This is a genomic window from Psychrobacillus sp. FJAT-21963 (assembly GCF_001420585.1).
Lineage (GTDB): Bacteria > Bacillota > Bacilli > Bacillales_A > Planococcaceae > Psychrobacillus.
The window spans coordinates 45,716-72,211 of the sequence record NZ_LJIY01000003.1; the positions used below are offsets into that span (position 1 = coordinate 45,716).

At 35.8% G+C, this 26,496-nt stretch carries 21 protein-coding genes; 19 read left to right on the forward strand and 2 right to left on the reverse strand.

Features of this window, described 5'->3' with window-relative positions; translation table 11 throughout:
• Positions 1-42 precede the first annotated feature (42 nt).
• The 10 genes from AN959_RS09880 (at position 43) to AN959_RS09925 (ending at position 8,899) form a co-directional block, all read left to right on the forward strand.
• Positions 43-774, forward strand: coding sequence for a GntR family transcriptional regulator (locus AN959_RS09880; RefSeq protein WP_056830394.1), 732 nt, complete (start codon positions 43-45; stop codon positions 772-774).
• 74 nt (positions 775-848) lie between these two features.
• On the forward strand, positions 849-1,691 hold the full coding sequence (locus tag AN959_RS09885; protein ID WP_056830397.1) for a class II fructose-bisphosphate aldolase: 843 nt from the start codon (positions 849-851) through the stop codon (positions 1,689-1,691).
• Positions 1,688-2,626 carry a 1-phosphofructokinase gene (gene pfkB / locus AN959_RS09890; protein ID WP_056830399.1) on the forward strand — a complete coding sequence of 313 codons (939 nt, stop codon included), beginning with the start codon at positions 1,688-1,690 and terminating at the stop codon, positions 2,624-2,626. The genes AN959_RS09885 and pfkB overlap by 4 nt, the downstream gene beginning before the upstream one ends.
• A 13-nt stretch (positions 2,627-2,639) precedes the next feature.
• Positions 2,640-3,656: an SIS domain-containing protein gene (locus tag AN959_RS09895; protein WP_253278902.1), complete on the forward strand. Its 1,017-nt coding sequence runs from the start codon at positions 2,640-2,642 to the stop codon at positions 3,654-3,656.
• A gap of 17 nt (positions 3,657-3,673) precedes the next feature.
• Positions 3,674-4,570 carry an ROK family protein gene (locus AN959_RS09900; protein ID WP_056830401.1) on the forward strand — a complete coding sequence of 299 codons (897 nt, stop codon included), beginning with the start codon at positions 3,674-3,676 and terminating at the stop codon, positions 4,568-4,570.
• Between the two features lie 347 nt (positions 4,571-4,917).
• Positions 4,918-5,664: an SDR family NAD(P)-dependent oxidoreductase gene (locus tag AN959_RS09905; protein WP_053591728.1), complete on the forward strand. Its 747-nt coding sequence runs from the start codon at positions 4,918-4,920 to the stop codon at positions 5,662-5,664.
• A 129-nt stretch (positions 5,665-5,793) separates the two neighbouring features.
• Complete coding sequence (locus tag AN959_RS09910; RefSeq protein ID WP_056830403.1) at positions 5,794-6,900, forward strand: HD-GYP domain-containing protein; 1,107 nt, start codon at positions 5,794-5,796, stop codon at positions 6,898-6,900.
• A gap of 161 nt (positions 6,901-7,061) precedes the next feature.
• Positions 7,062-7,577, forward strand: a complete 516-nt coding sequence (locus tag AN959_RS09915; protein WP_056830406.1) for a hypothetical protein — start codon at positions 7,062-7,064, stop codon at positions 7,575-7,577.
• Positions 7,578-7,755: 178 nt separating this feature from the next.
• Entirely contained in the window at positions 7,756-7,956 is a 201-nt protein-coding gene (locus AN959_RS09920) for a cold-shock protein (RefSeq protein WP_053591738.1), read from the forward strand.
• A 304-nt stretch (positions 7,957-8,260) separates the two neighbouring features.
• The gene (locus AN959_RS09925) at positions 8,261-8,899 is read left to right on the forward strand and encodes a hemolysin III family protein (protein ID WP_056830408.1); all 639 of its coding nucleotides are present in this window, start codon (positions 8,261-8,263) and stop codon (positions 8,897-8,899) included.
• 59 nt (positions 8,900-8,958) lie between these two features.
• On the opposite strand, the gene AN959_RS09930 is transcribed toward AN959_RS09925, so the two are convergent.
• Positions 8,959-9,927 (reverse strand): sugar phosphate isomerase/epimerase, encoded by a 969-nt coding sequence (locus tag AN959_RS09930; RefSeq protein WP_056830410.1) that lies wholly within the window; start codon positions 9,925-9,927, stop codon positions 8,959-8,961.
• A gap of 171 nt (positions 9,928-10,098) precedes the next feature.
• On the opposite strand from AN959_RS09930, the gene AN959_RS09935 reads away from it, so the two are divergent.
• From AN959_RS09935 to AN959_RS09960, 6 genes are all read left to right on the forward strand, one after another.
• Positions 10,099-11,112 carry a LacI family DNA-binding transcriptional regulator gene (locus AN959_RS09935; protein WP_156350768.1) on the forward strand — a complete coding sequence of 338 codons (1,014 nt, stop codon included), beginning with the start codon at positions 10,099-10,101 and terminating at the stop codon, positions 11,110-11,112.
• Positions 11,113-11,233: 121 nt separating this feature from the next.
• Complete coding sequence (locus AN959_RS09940) at positions 11,234-12,202, forward strand: substrate-binding domain-containing protein (protein ID WP_253278903.1); 969 nt, start codon at positions 11,234-11,236, stop codon at positions 12,200-12,202.
• 78 nt (positions 12,203-12,280) lie between these two features.
• Positions 12,281-13,795, forward strand: coding sequence for a sugar ABC transporter ATP-binding protein (locus tag AN959_RS09945; protein WP_056830415.1), 1,515 nt, complete (start codon positions 12,281-12,283; stop codon positions 13,793-13,795).
• Positions 13,788-14,762, forward strand: a complete 975-nt coding sequence (locus tag AN959_RS09950; protein ID WP_056830417.1) for an ABC transporter permease — start codon at positions 13,788-13,790, stop codon at positions 14,760-14,762. The genes AN959_RS09945 and AN959_RS09950 overlap by 8 nt, the downstream gene beginning before the upstream one ends.
• A gap of 10 nt (positions 14,763-14,772) precedes the next feature.
• The gene (locus AN959_RS09955) at positions 14,773-15,816 is read left to right on the forward strand and encodes a Gfo/Idh/MocA family protein (protein ID WP_056830419.1); all 1,044 of its coding nucleotides are present in this window, start codon (positions 14,773-14,775) and stop codon (positions 15,814-15,816) included.
• Between the two features lie 181 nt (positions 15,817-15,997).
• A complete protein-coding gene (locus AN959_RS09960) occupies positions 15,998-16,423 on the forward strand; it encodes a GatB/YqeY domain-containing protein (protein ID WP_056830421.1) in 426 nt (141 codons plus the stop codon).
• A 190-nt stretch (positions 16,424-16,613) separates the two neighbouring features.
• On the opposite strand, the gene AN959_RS09965 is transcribed toward AN959_RS09960, so the two are convergent.
• Complete coding sequence (locus AN959_RS09965; RefSeq protein WP_056830424.1) at positions 16,614-17,384, reverse strand: NRDE family protein; 771 nt, start codon at positions 17,382-17,384, stop codon at positions 16,614-16,616.
• Between the two features lie 559 nt (positions 17,385-17,943).
• Between AN959_RS09965 and AN959_RS09975 the strand changes: the two genes are divergently transcribed.
• From AN959_RS09975 to AN959_RS22030, 3 genes are all read left to right on the forward strand, one after another.
• Positions 17,944-19,701: a hypothetical protein gene (locus tag AN959_RS09975; RefSeq protein ID WP_056830427.1), complete on the forward strand. Its 1,758-nt coding sequence runs from the start codon at positions 17,944-17,946 to the stop codon at positions 19,699-19,701.
• A gap of 13 nt (positions 19,702-19,714) precedes the next feature.
• Positions 19,715-21,220: a hypothetical protein gene (locus AN959_RS09980; RefSeq protein ID WP_056830429.1), complete on the forward strand. Its 1,506-nt coding sequence runs from the start codon at positions 19,715-19,717 to the stop codon at positions 21,218-21,220.
• A 4,125-nt stretch (positions 21,221-25,345) separates the two neighbouring features.
• Positions 25,346-26,494: an ATP-binding protein gene (locus tag AN959_RS22030; RefSeq protein ID WP_371256537.1), complete on the forward strand. Its 1,149-nt coding sequence runs from the start codon at positions 25,346-25,348 to the stop codon at positions 26,492-26,494.
• Positions 26,495-26,496: the final 2 nt, after the last annotated feature.

Consider the following 26,496-nt stretch of genomic DNA (forward strand, 5'->3'; position numbering starts at 1 on the left):
ATATTGAAATTGTGAAGACGTACGAAGAAGGATGAATATAATATGAAACCGTTAGATCAAGGAAGTATTATACCGCTATATCATCAATTGAAGCAACGCTTAGACGCCCGCATTCGAGCAGGTGAATGGAAGCCTGGTGATAAAATTGATTCGGAAAATCGTTTGATGGACTTGTTTCAAGTAAGTAGAAATACGGCGAAGAAAGCGATTGAAGAATTAGTTCAGGAAGGAACACTTTATCGAGTTCAAGGGAAAGGGACCTTCGTCTCCAAACCTAAATTTGAACAGTCTCTAGGAGGATTTTATAGTTTTAGTAGAGTGTTACAAGAAAAAGGTCTTCATCCTACGGACCAAGTGCTTGAAGTAAAGGAAGTTGAACCTTCTGCTACTGTAAGAGAAGGATTGCAGCTTCCAGTAGGTGAAAGTGTAGTTGAAATGAAGCGATTACGTTTGGCAGACGGGGAGCCTATCATTCTTGAATCATCGTTTATGCCAAAGTCAGTTGTTCAAGATATGTCGGTTTTGTATGAAGTAGGAACTTCATCACTCTATGATTTATTGGCTGAACGTTATAACGTGACTGTTGTTCGTGCGAAAGAAGCATTCGAGCCTGTTTTAATTAGAGAAGAGGAAAGTGTTCTTCTTAAGACGAAAGTAGGAAAGCCTGCGTTGTTATTGGAGCGAACAGCATATGACACGAACGACCAACCAGTCGAGTTTTGTATATCAATTGTAAGAGGAGATCGCTGCAGATTTTACACAGATCTATATTAAACTCATAGAAATTTCTATGAGTTTTAAAATAGATTAAGTTGTACCAACAACCCACTAACGAGAGGAGTGGTTTTATGCCACTAGTTACAACGAAAGAAATGTTAGAAGACGCTTATAACAATCACTATGCTATTGGAGCATTCGGTGCGCACAATTTAGAAATTATTAAAGCAGTAATCGCTGGTGCTGAAGCAATAGGTTCACCGGTTATCCTGCAAACCACATCCAGTACATACAAATACGTGGAGATGCCTTATATGATTGCGATGGCTAAGGCTGCTGCTGAACAAGCAAAAGTACCTGTAGCTTTGCATCTTGATCATGGAGAATCATTTAACGTAGTTATGGAATGTTTACGAGCGGGGTATACATCCATCATGATTGACGGCTCTAAGCTTTCATTAGAAGACAATATCGCACTTGTACGCAAAGTAACAGATGCAGCAAGTCCTATTGGAGTCCCTGTAGAAGCAGAACTAGGAACGATAGGTGGAGTGGAAGATGACTTTGTACTTGACGAAAGTCTAGCTCTTTTAACTGATCCACTAATGGCAGAACGATTTGTGCGTGAAACAGGGATTGATTCGTTTGCACCTGCATTTGGAACTGCGCATGGTAATTACAAAAAAGAACCTAAACTACAATTTGACTTACTAGAAAGAATTCAAGAATTGACTAATATTCCACTCGTTATGCACGGAGCATCAGGAGTTCCAGAAGAAAGTGTACGAAAATCATTGGATTATGGTATAGCAAAAGTGAATTTCTCTACGGAATTAAAAGATTTATTCGCAGAGGAAGTTCGAGCCTTTTTCAAAGAAAATCCACATGAAAATGACCCTCGTAAATATTTCATTCCTGCAAGAGAGGCATTAATAGAGTTAGTTAAAAGAAAGATTAAGATATTACAAAAATGATTACAACTATTACATTAAATGCTGCAATCGATCAAGTGTATGAAGTTGAAAAATTGGCAGTTGGAGGTACGAATCGCGTTTCTGCTATTACTCAGGAGGCTGGTGGTAAAGGGATTAATGTCGCAAAGGTTCTCCAATATTCAGGTGCAAAGGTAGATGCTGGTGGATTTGCAGGGGGCATTAATGGAGAGAGAATTCGACAGCTATTGGAAAAGCGGTCTATTTCAAGTGAACTTATTCCAGTTAGTGGTGAAAGCCGAATCTGTTTAACAGTGCTAGATTCAACGATTCGTGAAGTGACAGAACTTCTTGAAAGTGGACCAGAGATATCCAAAGTGGAATGGCAATCAATGCTTGATTGGGTACGACAGAAATCTAAACAAGTAAAGTGGTTTGCGCTGTCTGGTAGCTTACCGAAAGGATTACCATCAACTGCATATGCAGAACTTATTGAAATTATAAATGCTAACGGTGGGAAAGTGATACTCGATTCTAGCGGTGACGCTTTACGATTCGGAATAAAAGCAAAGCCTTTTGCAATAAAACCGAATGAACATGAAATTGCAGCAATTCTAAGCAAAAATACTTTAACTGAAGATGATTTGCTTGAAGCAGGAAATCGTTTTGTTAATGAAGGAATCGAACATGTTTGCTTCACATTAGGTGGAGAAGGAGCAATTTTCGTCAACCAAACTGGATATTTTAAAATAGATGCACCTTCGATTGATGTCGTCAATACTGTAGGCAGTGGAGATGCATTCGTTGGTGGTCTGCTATATGGATTAGCTCATAATGAAGAGATTAGTATTGCCTATAAACGAGCAATAGCGTGCGGATCAGTTAATGCGATGTATCAGTCAATTGGTTTTATAGATTTGGAGCAAGTGGAAGCATTAATGAAACAAATTACGATTAATAAAATTAAAGATAGATAGGGGTATGAATACTATGCATACTTATAATGAAATCATCGGACAGGCGGACCAACTTCAAAAGACACTTGAACTAGTGGAGAATTTAAAAATCGAACATGAGAATGTAGACTATGTCCTATTCACAGGATGTGGAACATCATATTACTTAGCGGCTTCAGCTGCTAAATATTATCAAACAGTAACAGGACAATTTGCTTCTGCAGTTCCTGCTTCTGAATTATTCCTTCATACATCGACGACGATTGTGCCAGGTAAAAAATATCTTGTTGTTGGGATATCTAGATCAGGAACTACATCCGAAATTCTTATCGCACTCAATCATTTGAAAGACCAAGCAGATATCCGTACACTGGCAGTTACATGTAATGGAGATACACCTATGGCCACTGCAGCTGATCAAGTTCTTTCACTTGACCATATTAAAGAGAAAAGTGTTGTTATGACACAGTCATTCTCCAATATGCTGTTTGCTCTCCAAGTTTTCGCGGCAAAGCAAACAAGTTCTACTCAAAATTTGAATGAACTAAAACAAATTCCGAAGTTGGTAGAGACAGCTTTAACATTTGAAGTTTTAACAAAAGGTGTAGCAGAAGATTTATCGAAAAAACGCTTTATTTTCCTTGGATCAGGTTCATATAACGGTTTAGCGAAAGAAGCAACGCTGAAATTAAAAGAAATGACACAAACAGAATGCGAAAGTTATTCAAGTTTGGAATTTAGACACGGACCAATATCTATCGTAGATGATTCTACAGTAGTTGTTTTATTGACTCAACATGAGACCGAAGACTATGACCAACAACTTGTTAAGGACATTCAAAAGCTTGGTGGATACGTACTTGCTATTGGACCGATACCTCAAGAGTTTGTAGCAGATCACATTATTGAATTGACGGATAAAATAAGTGATAGGAACCGACATGCTATTTATGTTCCATATCTTCAATTACTTGCACATCAACGCGCGGTGCATTTAGGATTTAATCCAGATAAGCCACGAAATCTTACACAAGTTGTTAAATTGTCATAATCGGAAGGTGAGTATAAATGGAGTACATTCTCGCTGCAGATATCGGAGGCACAAAACTTGCGACGGCTCTATTTATAAAGGATGGAACAGTTGCAAAAGTTAACGAAATACGAAGTGAAAAAAATGATGGTGAAATTCTGTTTCAGTCATTAGTTGATTCATTCAAGTCTATTTGTGTGAATGAACGGGTGAATTTAGATGATATAAATGGAATAGCAGTCGGAATACCAGGAATTGTTGATACAGAAAAAGGAATAGCAGTCTTTCAGAATAATTTACCTTGGAGAGACTTCCCATTGGCAGAAAGGCTCGCTAATGAGTTTCCTAAATCCAAGATTGTCATAGATAATGATGTATATATGGCAACATGGGGAGAATATACAAATCGTGGATTTTCTACGGAAACCTTGGTATATGTAACACTGAGTACAGGTATTTCATGCTGTTCGATTCATCAGGGGGCGTTTTTACGAGGAGCTGGAATGGCAGGAGAAATTGGATTTTGCTTGACGGATACTTCAGAAACAACGCTTGAATCACTAGTTTCTGGTCCTGCACTTGAATTAAAAGGACAAAAACTATTCGGTAATCCCGAATTAACATTGAAAGAAATGATGGAGTATTATTATCAAGGCAACAGCCATATTCTATCAATCGTAAATGAAGCAGTTACTGCATTAGCAAAGGAAGTATATCATATTATCGTATTTTCAGATCCTCATTGTATCGTTCTTGGTGGTGGGATTTTCAATCATCACCCAGAACTTATCGAATTGGTTCGAAAAGAGGTTAGACAGTATCTTCGTCATCCTTTATTAAAAGGTAAAGAAGAACGTATTGAAGCAAGTGCCTATAAGGGAGAAGCGGGATTACGTGGTGCAGCTTCAACCGTAATAAATAGAGAATATGAATAAGAACGTACCCTCGTCTAAATAGTATTAGACGAGGGTACTTTTGTAGAGTCCGCATTTTATTACTTGCTGACCGTATAGAAAAATTTGTGTCCGGATAAAAAGAATTGTGACCGGATAGAAAATTTACTGACCGGATACACAAAAATGTGATCGGATAAAATAATTTCTGACTGTTTAATTAATTTATAAAAAACCTACATAATGATTAAATGTGTTGGTTATTGATACATATTACTTAATACTATTGATTGTTTAGCTTTTTGTGGTTGATATAATGGAATTAAAGAGAAATGTAAGCGCTTATTTTTCCTTTACTAATAAGAATATAGAGTGGAGGATGAATTAGGATGGGAAGATTAGATGGTAAAGTAGCAATTATTACTGGTGCAGCAAGAGGTATGGGAGAATCACACGCTCGTGTTTTTATTGAAGAAGGAGCAAAAGTGATTTTAACTGATTTAAATGAAGAAGCTGGATCAGCTCTTGCGAAAGAATTAGGTTCAAATGCATTATTTGTTAAACATGATGCGACAAGTGCAGAGTCTTGGGAAAAAGTATTTGAAGAAGCGAAAGCCGCATTTGGTAATATAACTATATTGGTAAATAACGCTGGAGTTCTTGGACCAATTGCCAAAACTGCGGAATTAGATGAACAAGAATATTTAAAAGTATGTTCTATTAACCAACATAGTATTTTCCTAGGCATGAAAACAGTAATTCCATCTATGCTGGAAGCGGGAATTGGATCAATCGTGAACATTTCATCCATTGCTGGAATTGTAGCAAATTATGGTTTCCCAAGCATTGCTTACGTTGCAAGTAAAGCAGCAGTAAGAGGTATGACAAAAGGGACTGCAATCGAATATGGTCCAAATAATATCCGTGTTAATTCTGTTCACCCTGGATTTATCAACACTCCAATGATGGTTGAGGCAACTGATGAGTCGGGTGGAGACGCATTAAAAGATATTCCATTAGGACGTCTAGCGGAGGCAAGAGAAGTTTCCAATTTAGTATTATTCTTAGCTTCTGATGAATCCTCTTATATTACAGGTGCTGAACATTTAGTAGATGCTGGTATGCTGGCACATTAATATATTTAATACAATTATAAAAATAAAGTCTATTTAAGGTGAAAAAAATCCTTGAATAGGCTTTATTTATTCACGATCANAAAATATAAGTAAAATAGACTCATTATACTAAGAATAGGGAGTAGTCGAATGCGTTTAGTTAAAATTGATCAATGTCGGCCGGGGATGAGGTTGGGCAAACCTATATATAATGACAAAGGTAAAATTCTGTTAGCAAAAGGAGCAGAACTAAGAGATCGAATCATCCTTAAGTTACATAAATATAATGTTACAACTGTTTACATAGAAGACGAAGCATCTGAAGGAATAGAGATTATTGAATCTATTCCAGAAGCTTTACGCATGGAAGCTTTAAATACGATTACGGAAGGATTCCAATCATTAATGGATCTAAGTCATTCCAACTCGAATCTTCAAGGGATGATGAAATCAGGTAGAGCTATAAGAAGTTTTCAAAAAGTATTTAAGGATATACTAGCGTCACTAACAGACAATCAAAATGCATTAAATTTACTAGCTTCGACAAAAGTACATGAAAATTATGTGTTCAATCATTCGTTAAACGTTTCTATATATGCTTGTCAGCTTGCTATCGAAAATGGATTGCCTCTTAAGAATATTGAAGAAATTGGATTGGGGGCCATGTTACACGATTTAGGTAAGGTGCATATTCCCCTAGATATTTTAAATAAACCCGGGGAGTTAACGAAAGAGGAATATGCCCTAGTCAAACAACATTGTGAAAAGGGCTTTAATACTCTACGAAAAATACATGAAATCCCTTTACCAGTTGCTCATTGTGCTTTTCAGCATCACGAAAGAATCGATGGGATGGGATACCCAAGAGGATTAAAGGAAGATGAAATTCATAAATATGCGAAAATCATCAGTGTTGCAGATGTGTTTGATGCGGTAACAAATCCAAGAGCATTCAGGCCGGCCGTAATGCCTCATCGAGGACTAGAAATTCTGTATACTGGAAGTGGCTCTCAATTCGACACACATCAAGTCAATTTATTCAAAGATTGTATCGCCATTTATCCACCAGGCTTAACCGTAACATTAAATGATGGTCGAACAGGAATCGTCACACAATATAACTACCAGGCTGCGGGGCGTCCTGAAGTTCGCATTGTTAAGAATGAAGAAAATGAAAATGTTGCTCCATATGAGATAAATTTAGGAGCAATGGAAAACCTTACGCTTGAAATTGTGATGGCGGACGCATTAATTTAAAAGTAATAAATCACGATGTTTACTTATAAAAGAGGGTTAGATTTTTTAATTCGGTAGTCTTTTAAAATATCCAATTATGCAAGTACCCTTTGTGATATAATTTCGATAAAAAGTGGCTAGTATAAAGAAAAGCTCTATTGAATTTCTTTGGAGGAATCTATATGTTTGATCCAACTATTTTTGAGAATTTAAAAGTTGCATTGGAAAACCAGGTGTATGATTTAGATAATATAGAACGAAAAATCATTATTACAAACCGGGTGGACCAAATTGATTTATCCATTTTGGCTAGAGAATTTTCTGTTCAATTTACTCTCGTCAGCTCTCGAGACGTTACAGCAGAGATTGTATTAATGGCCTCATTAGATGAACTGGCAGGGGAGATATTAGAGCTTCCTGGAACAAATTTAGGGTGTTCCTTACTGTTAAGATTCTACAAGCAAGTTCAAAATTTTCCTATTCAATGCAAAATTATTGAACAAAATCTAAACGATATTTGGGAAGATGATGTGGAGCTGTCACAGACATTGAGCTTCCTGTTCAACCAAGAAGAACCAAGCTATCTTGACACGATTGAAGTAAAGTTTACTCGTAAAATTAATGAAGAACACATGGGGGATATTGAAGATTTTCTGGAGCATGTTTTAGAAACGTTAGAAGAACTGCATAGTATTTAAATTTGCACTCAGTGGATATTGGTAGACAAATGTATAAAACTGTTATATAGTTAAGACAATAATTAAATTGCTTAACAGAAACAATGAATTCACATATTACAAAAAGTAATCGTGTTTGTTCGGTACTTTTTGTAATATGTGAATTTTTTATTCACTACAATTTTTGGAGGTCTTTTAAATGACACAAGGTACAGTAAAATGGTTTAACGCAGAAAAAGGTTTTGGATTTATCGAAGTTGAAGGCGGAAACGACGTATTCGCTCACTTCTCAGCAATCCAAGGCGAAGGTTTCAAATCACTTGACGAAGGTCAAAAAGTGGAATTTGAAGTAGAACAAGGTCAACGTGGACCACAAGCAGTTAACATCGTAAAACTTTAATTCTTCGGAATGAAGTAAATGTTTAACCGTGAATTCGAGACACTCTGAAAAGAGTGTCTCTTTTTTTGTCATTTTAATTAAAATACTTCCGGATAGAGAAATTTCTGACCGGATAAAAGAAAATACGACCGGATAGAATTGTTTCTGACCGTATAGAAGAAAATACGTCCAGATGGAAAAACTTCTGACCATATAAAACTTATTCAATAATAACTGATCAAATTTTTAAAGTTTGTATCTGCTTTTATCGGTACAAAGTGATAGCATAGGAAATAGATGAATCACTAGATGGAGATGAACTAAGATGAGTAATACACATATATTTTCGAAGCGTGAGGAGATTGCGAATGCAATCATTCACGGGATTGGGGCTCTTTTAAGTATAGCTGCACTTGTCATTTTGATCGTGTCCTCTGTGACGCAAGGAACGGCGTGGCATGTGGTGAGTTTTACGTTGTTCGGAGCAACGATGGTGCTGTTATATGCGTCTTCAACTCTCGTGCATGGGTTTCCGGCTGGTCGTGCGAAAGATGTGTTTGAGATAATGGATCACTCGTCCATTTATTTTTTTATAGCAGGGACGTATACTCCTTTTTTATTTCTTGCAGTAAAAGGGTCACTGGGTTGGACGCTATTTGGGATTGTATGGGGGCTTGCGATAGTAGGTACGGTATTTAAAGCATATTTTGTTAAGCGCTTTTTGCATACGTCGACGTTGTTATACGTTGTGATGGGCTGGCTTATGGTATTTGCTTGGAAACCCCTTGTGGCAAACGTATCGACTGAAGGCATGATTTATCTGGCTGTAGGTGGTGTTCTCTATACACTTGGTGCGATTTTTTATGTATGGAGAGGGTTTACGTACCATCATGCTGTCTGGCATATATTTGTGCTTGCTGCGTCCATACTACATTTCTTTGCAGTAATGACTTTATTGCCATAAATTTAAACTCCTCTCTGATACGTAAAAGAGAGGAGTTTAATGTTTCTATCCACTTACTACTAAGTCCACCACATCTGACTGATAGAATCCTTCACAATAATCGGCTTTAAGTTTTCGACTGCTTTTGTAAAACCTTCTTCAATCGACATTAATCCATCCTCATGTTCGATACTCACGACATAATCATACCCATAAAGTCGTAGAATACTAATGATGTCTGCCCATGTTTTTTGATTGTGCCCAAAACCAACGGATCTAAAATACCATGCACGGTCACGCATATTCGCGTAGTCGGTCATATCCGTCAGACCGTTTCGATTCATGTTTTGCTTGTCGATAATTGTGTCTTTTGCATGGAAATGATGGATGGCATTCTCACGTCCAAGTATTTTTATCGCCTCAATTGGGTCAATACCTTGCCACCACATATGACTAGGGTCAAGGTTAGCACCAATCATTGAACCACAGGCTTCTCTTAATCGCAATAGTGTGGCAGGAGTATGTACAGAGAATCCCCCATGTAGTTCTAATCCAATCTTTACGTTAAGTGATTGTGCTAAATCATTTTTTTCTTTCCAATAAGGAATCAGTTTTTCTTCCCATTGCCATTTTAATACTTCTTGAAAATCATGTGGCCAAGGGGCTACTGGCCAGTTAGGATAAAGGGCATTTTCATGATCTCCTGGACATCCTGAAAATGTATTAACTACTGGAACGCCTAGCTTGGATGCTAGATGAATGGTTTTTACAAACAATTCATCAGCGGGATCTGCAATTTTTTTCTGTGGATGGAGAGGGTTTGCATGGCAGCTTAGCGCACTGATGATTAATCCGTGGTCGCTAATTTTTTGCTTAAAGCTCTGCAATTTCTTGTCATCGGTTAAAAGTTCATCCACTTTACAGTGAGCATCACCAGGATACCCTCCTGTACCCAATTCAATTGCTTCTATACCTTTAGAGGAAACATAGCTTAACATGTCTTCAAAACTTTTATCAGAGAAGAGTACGGTAAAAACACCTAGTTTCAATAAAACAACCTCCCTTAGTTATCAGAATTTACAGTAATGTAAACCGTTACATTACTAACATATATAAAACATTCAAGTAAATCAATAGATTTTTATAATAAAAAAATATATATTGACGCATAATTCGGAATATAATAACATGTAAATGTAAACGATTTCATTTTTCTATCAATGAAATCAGAGAAAGTGAGACTTAGAAAGATGACAAACATCCAACAGGTGGCTAAACAAGCTGGGGTATCTGTAGCGACAGTATCCAGAGTACTCAACGGACAAAATACAGTATCGTCAAAAACGCGGATTAAAGTAGAAGAAGCTATAAAGAATTTAAGTTATGAACCTAGTATGTTAGGGAGGAATCTAAGAAATTCAGAAAGTAGAATTCTTTTAATATTGATCCCAAGCATTTCCAATCCGTTCTATCTAGAAATCATTAAAGGAATTGAAACCGTTGCACTTAGTCAGAATTACAATATCCTGTTATGTGAAACAGATTCCAATCCGGAAAAAGAGAATATTTACTTTGACCTTGTTAGAAAGAAGATGGCGGATGGAATTATTTCAATGGACCCTGCAGTTAATATCGAAACATTAAAAGAGCTAGCTGAAAAGTATTCCATTATTCAATGTAGTGAGTATAACGTCGATAGCGGGATTCCTTATGTGACGATAGATAATGAAGAAGCTTCTTATCGCGCAGTTAAGCATTTGATACAAATCGGCCATAAAAAAATTGCTCTTATGAATTCGGATGATAGATTTCTTTATTCGAGACAGAGGGAAATGGGATACCAGCGAGCATTAGAAGAACATGGTATAGCATTAAACAACGATTATATTCTTTATACAAAACATCTAGGCTTTGAGCACGGACAACAGGCAATGAAAAAGATACTCGCTATGCACGAACGCCCAACAGCGATATTTGCAGTATCGGACCTTTTGGCGATAGGGGCGCTAAAAGAGATAAATGCATCTGGATTACATGTACCAAATGATATAGCAGTAATAGGCTTTGACAAAATTGATTTTTCTAATATGACAAACCCTACGCTCACAACGATTGCTCAGCCTATGTATAAGATGGGTACGGTGGCGGCGGAAATGTTAATCGATAAGATCAGAGGAAATGATGTGGATAATGTCATATTAAACCATGAATTAGTCATTCGGGAATCTACATGACGATAAACAACTAAGATCAGCGCTCTGTTATTAAAAGGGATTAATAATAGAGCGTTGCCCTTAGTTGCTGATGTAATCGATTACAAAAAGGGGAGCAGTTCACTAAATTCAAGGGGGAATAGTGTTGAAGAAATTTCTAATCTTATGTTTATCTTTAGTAACAGTCTTTATTATGGCAGCTTGTAGTGATGATACGAATACTGCAGATGGAAAAGAAGATGATACGTTAAAAATCGGTATTTCTTTACCTTCAGCAACACATGGGTGGATGGGAGCACTAATTGATAGTGCGGAAAAGCAAGCAAAAGCTCTTAAAGAAAGCGATGGCATTGAATATGTGATGACAAATGCCGCTGATCCAAACAAACAAGCAAACGATGTAGACGATTTGATCGCACAAGGTGTGGACGTTATCGTTATGCTTCCAATTGAGTCTGCGGCACTTTCACCAGTGGGACAAAAAATAAAGGATGCTGGAATTCCTTTAGTAATTGTGGACCGTGAGCTTGAAAATGATGCGGCTACAGTTGTTGTCAAAGGGGACAATGAAGGTATCGGAGTAAATGCTGGTAAATACTTTGTGGAAAAATTAAATGGAAAAGGTAAGGTAGTGGAAATTTCCGGACCACCAAGTTCAGTTACAGAACAACGCGGATCAGGTTTTAAAGAAGCGATGGAAAATGCAGAAGGAATGGAAATTATTGCTTCACAAAGTGGTGACTTCTCTACTGAAAAATCATTAGAAGTGATGCAAAACATTTTACAAGCACATCCGCAAATAGATGCTGTGTTTACACAAGATGATGGAATGGCGCTTGGTGTACTACAAGCTATTAAAGAAGCTAATCGCACAGACATTCAATTTGTAACAGGTGCTGGTGGTGGTAAAGCGGTGTTTGAGGATATCAAAGCAGACGGTCTTATGACAGCTACTTTCCTTTACTCACCAACTATGGTGGAAGACGCAGTGAAAATTGCGGCGGATATTGCAAAAGGAAATGAACCAAAAGAGTCGATGGTCGTAAAAGAAGCTACTCAAGTAACAAAAGAAAACGTAGATGAGTTCTATGACCCGGAATCTAAATTCTAAATGAATAACAGGAAATACAATGGTTGTGCAAACAGTTGTTGTATTTCCTCTTTTCCTATATAAGGAGGGATAAATACCATGGCTGAAAATCCTTTTATAAAAATGGAGAACATGAACAAGTCATTTAATGGTGTACCAGTGGTAAAAAATGTGTCTCTTCAGATTGAAAAAGGTGAGATTCATGCATTGTTAGGTGAAAATGGTGCCGGAAAATCCACTTTGATGAATATTTTAGGGGGAGTCCATCAACCGAATAGCGGCACTATTTACATAAACGGTCAAGAAGTCCGGATGGCTAATCCAAGAGTATCTCAAGAACAAGGTATTAGCTTTATCCATCAAGAACTAAACATGGTTTCTGACCTCAAAGTCTATGAGAATATGTTTTTAGGATCAGAACTTCGAAACAAAGTAGGCTTTTTAAAAGTGGAAGAGATGTGTCAGCAAACTCATGAAATCTTATCGAAGCTTGGAGTAGACATCGATCCGAAAGAATACGTTCGAAATTTAGCAACTTCCTATAAACAATTGATAGAAATATCCAAGGCACTGCTTCATAAATCCACGCTTATCATTATGGATGAACCTACAACCTCATTAGCAGAACATGAAGTAAATCGTTTATTTGAATTAATGAAGAACTTAAAGAAATCGGGCATCTCGATTATTTATATATCCCATAAACTAAAGGAAATCAAAGAAGTATGTGACCGTTATACCGTATTACGTGACGGAGAAATGATTAAGACTGGCGATATAGAACATGAAGACTTAGATACAATCACCAAGCTAATGGTTGGTAAATCTATCTCTCAAAATAGATTTGTACAGGAACATTCATTTGGCCCAATATTGCTAGAAGTGAACAACTTAACAAGTCAAGGTATGTTTAAAGACATTCATTTTCAGGTGAAAAAAGGGGAGATTGTAGGTTTTACTGGACTAGCTGGAGACGGTAGGACAGAGCTTTTTGAAAGCATATTCGGATATCGAAAAAAATACACTGGTGAGATAAAGATCCATAACCAGTTGGTAAAAATAGATCACCCCCGAAAAGCCGTAAAGGCAGGAATAGGTCTTGTTCCAAAGGATCGAAAAGAAAATGCAATTATTAAAGATTTAAGTGTGATTCATAACATGAGTTTATCTTCCATAGGAAATTTTGAGAAATCTGGGTTTATCCAAGATAATGACGAACGGGAAAAATTTCAACATTATAAGGAACTGCTGAACATCAAAGTACACAACCCTCGTATCACAATCGATAAGTTAAGTGGTGGTAACCAACAAAAAGTAATCATCGCCAAATGGCTTGAAGTAGGGGCAGATATACTCATATTTGATAACCCGACTCAAGGGATTGACGTTGGGGCAAAGCAAGAGATTTATCAGCAAATTGTGGCATTGGCCGAACAAGGGAAATCGGTGATTATACTGTCTTCGGAGGCTCCTGAAGTTATGAGGCTATGTCATACAATAAATGTGATGTACCAAGGAGAAATAACAGCAAGGTTTAACGGTGAAGAAGCAACAGAAGAAGAAATTATGCATTATGCAACTGGCTCGAAAAAGGAGGTCGCAACAAGTGGCTAATATAAATGTTAAAGAATATCGTCCGCAAGTGTCAAATACAAAAAGTCGTCTCACATGGCTATGGTCAGAATATAGCGTTATTATAGCTTTCATTATTATTTTTATCGCATCTTCTATTATGAGTCCGAGATTTTTAGATATAAACAACCAGCTTAATATACTCATGCAAGTATCTATTATAGGTATCGTCGCTTTAGGGATGACGGTCGTTATGCTTTCAGGTGGGATCGACTTGTCGGTTGGGTCTGTGCTTGCACTTGTCGGTGTCATTACGGTTCTTGCATTAAATGCGACAGGTAGTATACTTGTTGGGATTTTCACAGCATTAGTCGTAGGTTCCTTTGCAGGATTCTTGAACGGATTAATGGTTGCCAAAGGAAGGATTGCCTCCTTTATCGCCACATTGGGAATGATGGCATCAGCGCGATCCATTGCGTTGTATATTGCAGAAGGTGGAAGTGTTTCAGGAGAAGTGCAAGGATTTACCGCTATCGCAAATAATGATTTATGGATATTTGATTATCCTGTTATTATTTTCTTCGTCATGACCGCACTGGTTTATATGCTAATGCACAAGACACGCTTCGGAAGATATGTGTATGCACTTGGAAGTAATGAAAAAGCAGCATTGCTTTCAGCAATTCGTGTGGACCGTATTAAAATTGGTGTCTATAGTTTGGCTGGCTTATTGGTTAGTGTTGCAGCGATTATTGAAACGTCTCGCTTAAATTCTATTTCATCCTCGAGTTCAGGAGTTCAATATGAACTAGATGCGATTGCTGCCGTTATTATAGGTGGTACAAGAATGACAGGTGGTCGAGGTAAGATTATTGGGACACTTTTCGGGGTGCTTATTTTAGGTATTTTGAATAACATGATGAATTTAATGAATGTTTCCCCATACCTACAAGGGTTTGTAAAAGGATTAATCATTATTATTGCAGTAGTATTCCAAAAGAGAGAGTAGGAGGGATTATATGGGGTTAAAAGTAGGCATTATTGGATGTGGATCGATAACAAAATTGCGGCATGCACCTGAATATAAAGCGAATCCATTTGTGGATGAGATTGTTTTTTATGATCGAAATCCTGAACGTGCAGAAGTGTTAGCAAGCCTGTTCGACGGGACAGTAGTACAAAGCGTGGATGAATTGCTAACCGATCCTACTATACAAGTAATTAGTGATTGTTCTTCGAATGAATATCATCATATATTTTCTACGAAAGCATTACTAAATGGAAAGCATGTTTTATGTGAAAAGCCAATAGCCCTTACGATTGAACATGCAAAAGAAATAGTAGATGCCCAAAAGCAATCCGAGAAAAAATTTATGGTAGATCACAACCAACGATTTACTCGGGCACATCAAAAGGCGAAAGAAATAATCAGAAGTGAAGAACTTGGGAAAGTGCTAACTTTTAGAACGACATTTGGACACTCAGGCCCAGAACAATGGGGCGTGAATAAATCAAACTCGACATGGTTCTTTCAAAAAGAGCGCTCTGGTCTTGGTGTTGCAGGCGATCTAGGAGTCCATAAAGTAGATTTGCTGCATTACTTATTAGATGACGAAATCGAGCAGGTAAGTGCTTTTCAAGGAGCGCTCGACAAGGTCAATGAAAACAACGAACCGATAGAAGTATGCGATAACATCGTCTGTAGTTTAAGAACGAAAAAAGGACGTTTAGGGACTGCTGCTTTCTCTTGGACGTATTACGGAGAAGAAGACAATAGCACTATCATCTATTGCGAAAAGGGTATTTTGAAAATCTACCATAGTGATCAATATCAATTAGAAGTAATCACAAAAGACGGGGAAAAGGTACAGTATCAACTAGAGAACATCCAAACAAATAACAATCAAACAAATAGTGGTGTGATTGATGCCTTTATTGAATGTATTCGACTTGATCAAACTCCGCTTGTCACAGGAGATGATGCGTTATCTTCTTTAAAAGTTATTTTAGGTATTATAGAAGCAGCTGAAACGAATACGGTAGTTACACTACAGTCTCTCTAATAGGAGAGACTTTTTTAATGGAGTTATTCATCAGAGTGTCTGGCATTTGCTAGTAGCACCTATACTGCATTTCTTTACAGTGAAGACTGTAATGCCGTAAACTAAAACAATAGCGATGCAAAGCTACTATTTATTAAACGAGTATGAACTTGAGCATATAAACGGAAGGAGATTAACTATTATGATAAAAACGACTGTATTTGAAGAATTAAAACGTGCGATGAAAGAGAAGGACGTACTAGCAAAAGGAGTGCTAACACTTTTAAAATCAGCAATGGATAGCGCGGAAAAGGAAAAAGGTTCAAGCCTTTCACCAGAAGAAGAAATTGCTATTGTGAATCGCGAAGTGAAACAAACGAACCAAGCGTTAGAAGGAGCTCAAACAGCAAATCGAGAAGACTTAATCGAAAAAGAAGAAGCAAAACTAGTATTACTAAAAAGCTTCTTACCAAAACAATTAAGCGAAGAAGAAATTGCAGCGATATTAACAGAGGCAGGTATTGTAAAAGGTATGAATATGGGCGACGCGATGAAAATTGCAAAACCATTACTTACTGGAAAAGCAGACGGGTCGACTATGTCCAAAGTAGTGAAAAGTTTGATATAAAAAGGAGGAGTGCATTAGCACTCCTATTATGATTTGTCCTCCTGGCGGACGCTTTCCGCGGGCGGGGCCGAGCCGCTTCCCTCGCTTTGCTCAGTCCAGGGTCTCGACAATCCCGCTATTCCCGCTGGAGTCGCCGCCATCCACACAAATCAATCTATTTATAAGATAAATAATTATATGAAATAAAAACCTAATATTCCCCAACTTTAAAAGAAAATTGATTTTCCGCATGAAAATCCCCATCTTTATATGTTTGTTCTACAAAAAATACTTTATCTTCCTTATCTATTAGCAAAACAGTCGATGAGCGAGTGCCATAGTTAGGACTCTTAATAAACAAAGGAGACAGTAATCTCTCCATCTCTAAACCAACACCAGTTTGAGGTAGATCAGCATCCTCCGCCATGGTTTGATCTGAAATAATATCAAATAGAGAATCTACAGCTACTTCACCAGGACAGGATTGAATATAATCACCTAATCTCTTCTTGCCCATTGCAACCTTAGGCCAAGGTGTATTCAATGTATGATTGCTCAAACTATGCGTGCCGGGAGTAATTTCATTCATTTCATCTAATATATTATTGTAGTGAAACAACTGGTTTCCATCGCCAACAACGACATTATAACCACCATAACTTCCTTTATTGTTCGAAAGTGTTTCAATATAATCAACTGGAGCATCACCATTAGCTAAAAAATCACGCACAATATCCCCACGTGAAAAACATCCCTTTGCTTCTTTTGGGTCCCGATAATTCGTCAACGCGGCGAAACGCCCATCTCTCGTCACACCAAGCCAAGTCCCCATATGCACTAAATCACGCCCACCCAAAATATATGGATAATCCTTCCAAAACCCTGCAGCCGCAGTAGGTCTCTCATAAAACTCATCCCGATTTGCTACGACAACCAATTTATAAAATGGATGCTCCTGAAAATGAAAATTTACTAAACACATTTCCATTACCCCTTTAAACGTAGTGACTATTTTTTCTTCATCATAACATTTTTGACAATATATACAATTATGTTTGTCCTCGCAATATTCTTATATCACACCTAGCAGGAAATTCATGAAAAAATGAGGCTTAAAATTGCTGTCCAGCTTGTAACTAGGTCGTTTTTGGAACTGAATTAATCAGACAATAATAGTTTTTTATAGAAATATTAATTTTGACCATCGAGGGACATCTTATGTGGTTACTTCGTGAATTATTCTATCGAATTGGTCATGCGAAATTACAAAGAAAGGAAAATAAAGCTAAAACTAAACAATTGATAAACGATTGTACAACAGGAAAAAATTACAAATGTAGATTTAACCATTGTTTTCAGCTCCTTTTAGTGTCAGTGGGTAATATGGAAGTTCTGTGACTGGTACTTCTAGTTTACACTGAAAACAATGGTTTTTAACTCGCATACTAGGGAAGATGCAATAAAATGGCATAAATTCACCATAAATCCATTTAACAATTAATGCTATAATATTAATTAATAAGATAAATAGAGGTGTTAAAATGCATACGAAATATATCAAATATTTACAATCTATGAACAATGCCAACAGTTCAAATGATAATGCAATTGCAGAATCCCAGTTTTCTAATCCTTTTTATGAGCAAATTCGTGTGGAGCGAAAGATTGGTAGTTATTTAATAGAAAAAATCAAAGAAAAATCATCATTTATAATATTAACTGGACATGCTGGTGATGGAAAAACAAGCTTATTGCATCAAATTTTACGTCAAGTTGAAGCGATTCCTGCGGGAGAACTACTAAAAGAAGAGGACACTGTACGAAATGAAATAAATGGTCAGTCATTATATTACGTAAAAGATATGAGTGAACTAGTAAGTGAGAAACAAAAAGGATGTATTGAAAACGGGCTAAATATTTTTAACAATGCTGGCTCTAGCATTATTGTTTCGAATACAGGTCCTTTAATTGAAGCATTTAAAAATTTTTATGAAGGCACAGCTTACTCTGCAAATGAAATTGAGATGGAAATTCTTAAATTAATGGATGAAACTTCTTTTAAAGAAGGCACTATAGGGCATCTATCTGTCTTAGTAATTAATCTAGCATTATTAGATAATACTGATATTGTGCCATCCTTAATTGATAAATTATTAAATGAGGACCTTTGGAAAGGTTCTGAATCATGTGAGTTAGGTGTGTCTTGTCCGGTTCACAATAATTATCTGACATTGAAAAAGCATCAAGACCAATTTAAACGCTTTACAATGAATTATTATCGCTGGTTAGCTGAAAATGATAAGAGATTAACAATTCGGCAAATTTTGTCACATCTTTCATATGCGATTACGGGCAACTTACATTGTCATAAATTAAATGTTATTAATCGTCAAAAGAGTTTATTTGACTATCACATTAGTAATTTGTTTTTCGGGTACATAGGGCTTACTAAAAATACAGATGCGTTGAAAATTAAATCAATCGCTGAAATTCAAAAGATGAAATTAGATGAAAAAAAACTAATATTTGATCAGGAGCTTTTTGTAAAAGAAAATTTCGATGTGTTGGTTGAAGAAGTAAGAACAATAACTAAAGATACATGGTATTACTATATGCGTCGTCAACTTTTAGACACAGAACAATTACTTTATGAAAAAGAACCATTTTTAATTCGTAAAGCGATACGTCGAATGGAAATTTTATTTGCTGATTTGAATGAACCTCAGTCCGATCATTTATTTGGGATTCTATATGCGCCAATTTATCCGAAATATTTGTCATATCGTAAAAATGGTATGCGTATACGCTCAAAGCGTCAATTGAAAGAAATTGTTTTCAAAGCACTACAGGTACTTATCATGGGAGACAGCAGTAATGTTTCTTCGGATAGTATACTGTATCTTCCATTAAAACGAAGTGGCCTAAACAATCAAAATGTTTATCTATTAATAGGTAAAATTGATTTTGATAGCTTTATAGTAGATGTTGAAAAAGTCGAAAATACGATTTCAGATGAGCCGATTTACAACATTTATATGAAGTTCGATCGATTATCACAAATCTACCCATTACCTCTACCACTATTAGATTATTTCTATCAATTAGCGAACGGATCACTTTCAACAAAGTTAAACCCGGTGTTGTCGCATGGGATTAATCGACTAAAAGCGCAGTTATACAAGGAGTATCGATTCACTGATGGTGAGGAAGTAATTAAATTGTTAATTCAAACATTACAAGGACCTAAAATCATCGATATTGAGTTAGATTCAGAGAATAATAAATTACATTTCGAATAGGAGGTAGACCACGATGACGTTAGAGTTCTTCCCAAAATATGAAAGATATGATATTGATGCACAGAACCCTCAAATTCAAGTCTATGGTCACCGTATTTATAAAGACCAAACATTATATGAGTATTTATTAGAATTTTTATTAGTATTCGTATCACCTAAAAGTGAGGGTACAGTCGAATATGAAAAAATTAAATCCGACGGATTTTATTTTAATGAAATTAAAGATGAGAAAAATAAGCTACATTATTATCCAGCGCCTAGAATGGGATTAAAGCGTTTTATTTTCTTTAACCGTAGTGATCAAGAGAAACGTTTTGAAATTGATCGTTATACATTAGAACATCACCGCGAACATTTAAAGCAAACGATTAGCGTTGAAGGGTCAAACTATGATAAAGAATTTGCTTTAGACGTATTACAAGATTTATTTTATGGTTACAACGCAATTATAGGAAAACGTTCTTGGTTTGCGCAATCATTATTACCATTAGCACCGGAAATTATTTTTAGTGAATCCATTGGTAATAAGAAAACACGAACAGAAAATTTATCAAAAGAGAATAGTTTTTTGAAAATTGATCGAGAATTTAATTTTTCTCAACACATGTTTATGGCTCGAGGCGGAGAAGTTTACTACTTACATGTGCTGCAAGGGCTCAGTCAATCAGACAGTAATCTTCGCGATAAATTATCTGAAAAACTAAAAAATATGATTACATCCATACCGCAATTAAGTGCACTTGCAAACCATATTCAAGGTGAATGGGAAGAAGTTGTAGATGCACCAGATAATCAGGCTCAATTTCATTATTTAGACAAGACTATGGAAGTTATTCCAAAAAGCTATGAAAATGTAGCTCATTTTACTGTAGAGGAACTGCATAATTTGCTATGCAGCGAATTAGATGCTTTTGAAAAAGTAGAACTAGTAGGGAATTTATTAGCCATTCAAATCATTCGTATGATGACTTATCGTTCTACAACTGTTTTAAACTTAGCACATAAACAAGCGTGGGTAATTGATTTAACGAAAAATGCACAAGGATCTATTCGTAAAAAGGCTGTACAAGGATATGAAGAACTAGAAGAGAATGTTTTTAGAGCAATTTATCGAGTTTATAATGAAGAAATGGCCGAGACGAAAAAGAATGTATTACAGGATGCTGCTAAAGATACGAGTTTGTTGATTCGAAAGTTAGGGAAGGATATTGGTCTAGTCATTCCACCTACTGGCGGTAATATGCGCATGTCTTTAAATGAAAACCTAGTAAAGATTCTGGTTTTAACATTGATTAAACCTGGTGAACGTTTATTATTCACAACATTCTTAGAGTTATGTTGTGAGCATTACAATATTGTTATTGGTCCAAAAGAAGCTGAACAACATTTTGAGGACATTTCATATTTAAACGATTTTAATGAAAATGAGCAAATTTTCTTAGAACTATTACGAAACTGTGGTTTCTTACGTAATTTATCGGACGCTACATCTATTGTAGAAAATCCATTTAAAGGGTGAAGAAAATGAATATATATATTAATNAATAAACTTAATAAATTTATTGAAAATAAGATTAATAATGCAGGTGAAACCACATTAATTCGTTTAGATTACTTTAATCATCCAATGATTTATTTAGAAGTAGCAAAATATTTGACTGCCCGATTTGACAATTTAGAGGTACAACTTTCTGAAGAAAAGTATGAGGTATGGAAGGATGACTATCCATTAGAGATCGGAGAAATGCGTCGTTTAGGATTTGTTAGCATCGATCAACGTTTTACAAAGCTAAGAAACGAATTTGGTGAGTTAAAAAAATCTGTCGTGTTATTAGCTACGGAAAGTGTGCAAGATAAAGGTGGCTTGGCGGACTTCTATTCGATCACACCAGCTGATATGAATGCTGAATATAAAGGTAGATTCGCAGAATTTTTCGATACTTTAGATTATCAGGATCAACGTGCTATTGCTATCGTGAATCATCTGTTCTCAAACATTTTTAAACATGCTCCATTAGATTTATTAAAAGTGAGCGATATTGCAGACCGTGCTGTAGAACTAAATTTATTTCAGGTAGAAGAAATTGTTGAATATGTTTTAAGAAACTTGTGGTTGCAATTTGGACTCTCTGATATTCGTACGATAAATAATAAATTGCTGACAGAATTGTATAAAGGGAAAACTTTCAAATTACTAGAAAGTGGAGCAAAGTTTATTAAGCGTGATGCATATAAAAGTGGATTGAGCACTAGCGCTGAAAAGAAATTGCGCGATAAATTAGATCATTTTAAAAAACAAAATGAAAAGTTTGTAGAATTTGAAGCGATTATTAAAGATACATTTGGTTCTTATGAAAAATATTGTGAGGTTATTCTCGACTTTGCTAAAGGTGAAAACTTAGAAATACTTCGTCCAAAACTAGCACAATTCGATCAATCAATTACAACGGAAATTTTAGGAATTAAGACAGAAAGTAAAAAAATAACTAAAGACCAAGTGAATAAATTAAAGGGTGAACCGATTCACGCATATTCGCAGATGGTTTTAGAAGTATTAGCGCAGTTGCCTGAGCCTATTCAACCTTCGGATAAGCTTATCATCAAGGTAACAACTGTTAGATTAGCAGAAGGCATTTTAGAAGAGGATCGCAATAATCGATGGAGTGAAATTTGTCTTGCATTAGGTGGTCTTGTAGATTATTTAAATGTAGGTGTACAAAATATTGTAACCATTGAATACAATAATAATGAAGATCCATTTACTTTAAAAGATAAAGCAGCAGTTAATTTGGACTTTACAAATACTCCAAATGCTCTATCAAAAATTGATTTTGAAGTTAGATTAGTTAGCGATGAACAATCGAAGTGGTTATTCCAATGGGCATTTAATGCATTTGATTATTGGCTACAGTCATTTAATTTAATCCCCTATATTGAACAGCAACTAGCATTAAATAATGAAAATAAGCTACCGATTTTTACATGTAAGCAGTTAGGCAACTTATTAACGAGTACAGATATAGCGTCATTCCATTATCAGTTAAACAACTATGAAATCGTCTTACACGATACGTTAAAATTTTTTAAATCTAACAAGAATGACAACTTGGATGAAAAGAAAGTAGTAAACAAACTTTATCGTATAATCGAACCTTTTATGAAATTTGTAATGGAAGTCAATAATAATGGTATTTACAATGCGATTAATGTTCAAAAAACGATGGTAACTGCAGAGTTAATTAATAGTTATGTGACGATTTATAACGATTTATGGAAATCGTATAGCTCATATCCTAATTTTGAAAAAGATCATTTCTATTTAATCTCAAATCTGTTCGCAATCATTGAAGAGCAAGACTTCATTGATCGTAAAAATATTGTACAAGGGGCTATTATTCCCCCAATCCATCCTGCAATGCTTGAAAAAATTGAAGCTCAACAAGCATTTATTCGTCAAGGATTAGTCGATATTTTAATGGATTTAGTAGAAAATCATGAATACGTAACACTATCAGATTGTCTATACAAACTATCTAAAGTAGAAAATCAATCTGCTATTTTATCAGGTGTAGATTGTTTAATAACGAAAAACGAAGTGAATCGCGCACCATCGCATGTACTAGGATATTATGCGTTACATGGTGAATCGAATCGTGCGCAAATTATTGATAGCTCGAATCTAATTGAGATGGATTATACAGAGGATTTAGGAGAAAGTGAAGAACTTAAAACTAATTCTTCTAAAGCGTATATAATTGAATCTCATATCGCGGAATATATCAAGACGTTCCCTTCGAACGTAGATGCATTGTCACTATGTTTCGTTAATTTCGATCATTTATATCCAATCATTGAAGGTATTAAAAACTTCATTAAAATCCAGCAAAAACAAACAAGTAAATTTAGTTTAAACTTGGAAATTTTGACATCGAAAGTGAATTACAAAGCACAAAATTACGTGAAACTATGGTTAGACCAAACATTTAGCGTAGATGATGATGTTGATTTGAATATTCATTTCAACACATACAAAAATACAGAGTTAGAGAAATTAAAAGATTTGTTAGAATATAAAGCTTATGATCTAGCGTTTATCGATAATTTACTGTACACAAGTGATATTAAGTACGAAACTAATGTTGGAAAGAAAATTGCTCTGAGTGAAACAAAATTCCCGATGGTATTTAATCCGATTCCAGCACCGAAAAATAAAGATGAACGTAGTATTTCGATTAGCCAAATGCAATTTGAAGCATCGTTTGCCCATTCACAACTAGTATTCTGGGCACAAAACGCTTATGCAAAAGAAAATGAATTTTACCGAGTAGAAAAAGTGTTATCCGTCCAAGAAGGTATTCAATCTCTATTAGCTATTTTCCATGAAAAAGCAAGATGGGTTGTTAGCATTGATACGGGACTTGATAAGCAAATTTTCGATTCTGAAAATATTATAAGTTTTTCAACTGGTGAAGGTGTTTACGGAGAATTAAACGTTGCTATTTCAGCCTCTGTAGAAATGAAAACAGATATTAAAGCACGTTTAGAAATGCGCTTAAGAAAGTTATTCCCATCATGGTTACCTGAAATGTATGAACAAGCTGCGGAGTATTGCTTAGGTGACTCTGTTATTTTAGATGGGATTAAGATTTTAAGAGCACTGAACCCGTATGATTATGAAATCCACAGTTATTTATCCAGTTTGTTAGCTGTACATTCATTAAATATTACACAGATAAATGACGACACGCTATTGAAAAGCTTTATTTCCTTAGATTCCTATAATCATTGGTTTAATGATGAGCCAAATCGTCCTGACTTATTAGAATTAGAAATCGTTCGTAATGATGAGGATCGGTTACTACGTATTAAGGCTAACTTAGTAGAATGTAAAATGGGCAAAGAGAATTTGGTACATATAGAAAAAGGTATGACCCAATTAGAAAATGGTTATAAATTTCTTTCAAGTGTATTTTCAGCGGATTCAATAGCACATGATCGACGATATTGGTTTGCCCAATTGTATCGTCTACTTGCATTTTCACCACTTTACCTAACAAGCGATGAATTTGAACGCGAAAAGTTAAATAGTGACTTGATGAAGATTTTGAATGGTGAATTTACAATTGAATGGAAAACAACACTGCTAACGTATTGGTTGGATTATAATGCTGAAGAGCTAGAAATTATAACGAATCCTTTGGGCTGGACAGGTATTCAGGTACATCATCAACCATATGGCCAATTATATATTCAAAAACAATTATTACCAGAAGAGGATCGCACAGCTGTTCAGTTTGAAGATGTGTTAAATGAGGAGTACGATCGTTTTGCAGACGACGAAGTAACATTCAAGGAAATCGCAAAAGAAGTAAATCGGCAAATAGAAGAAGAAGAATCAGTTATCGAACCTGTGATTAAAATGAGTGATATTCCACCAGATGTGAAACGTCCACAAGTGCAAGTTATTGCAGAAGCACCAGTGGATCCAATTGCAGTAAAACCATCAATTGACAATTCAATTGAAGATGAAGTTGGTGTGAGGACAGATCCTAATCCAATAGTTAATCCACGACCGGAAACGATTGAAGTAGATCCAACAACTATTTCAAAACCACCTGTAGTAGATGTTTTAAAAACAGATGAAATGTTACAAACGAAACTACAGGATGTACGGATATTATTAGGGAAAGAACAACGCACTAATAAAGATATTTATTGGGAGTACGGTCATCCAAAATTGGAAAACCGTCACTTACTAATTACTGGTACGTCAGGGGTAGGTAAAACATACTTTATGCAATGTCTATTGTTAGAGCTTGCAAACAATAATGTTTCTACACTAATTTTTGACTACACGGATGGCTTTAAGAAAAGTCAATTAAACGATGATTTTAAAGATGCGATGGACGGCAAAATCGTTCAATTTAATGTGCAGCGTGAAGGATTCCCAATCAATCCATTTAAGAAAAATTTAAAAGAGTATGATGAAGATGAATATGATTTAGAGTCTGATATTGATGTAGCAGAACGTATTGCAGGGATTTTCTATGCGGTTTATAAAAAGAACGGTATTGGAGATCAGCAAAAAAATGCAATTTACAAAGCGACTGTTAGTGGTCTTCAAAAATATGGTGATAAAATGAGCCTAGATTATTTACGTAGTGAGTTAGAAAGTCTAGATAAGGGTAGTGCTAAAACAGTGTTATCTAAAATTGATCCGTTGATTGACCGTAAGCCGTTCGCCACTGAAAATTTATTTGATTGGGAAGAGTTGCGCCGAGCAGCTGGAAAAGTCTTTATTGTCCAATTAACAGGCTTTAACCGCGAGACGCAAGTGTTATTAACAGAGTTCATCTTATGGGATATTTGGAGCTATAATCTGTCTCACGGTTCAGTTGAAGCGCCGTTCCCAGTTATTCTAGATGAAGCTCAAAACTTAGATCAGTCCGAGACATCACCAAGTGCTCGTATTTTAACAGAGGGACGTAAGTTTGGATGGTCGGGTTTATTTGCTACACAAACATTGCAGCACCCAATTACTAAAGATGCGATTACACGTTTTCAAAACGCTAGTCAAAAAGTGCACTTTTTACCGCCAGAGGGTGATAATAAAAACATTGCTAGCTTCTTAAGTCCAGATAGTGATGAACAAAAAACATGGGCAACGAAACTTTCTAAATTGGCAAAGGGCCAATGTGTTGTCGTTGGATCGGATCGATTACTAGATGGAAATTTAGGACCTAAATTAAAACATGTTATTGACGTCACTCCTTTAAAAGAAAGGAAAAGATAGAA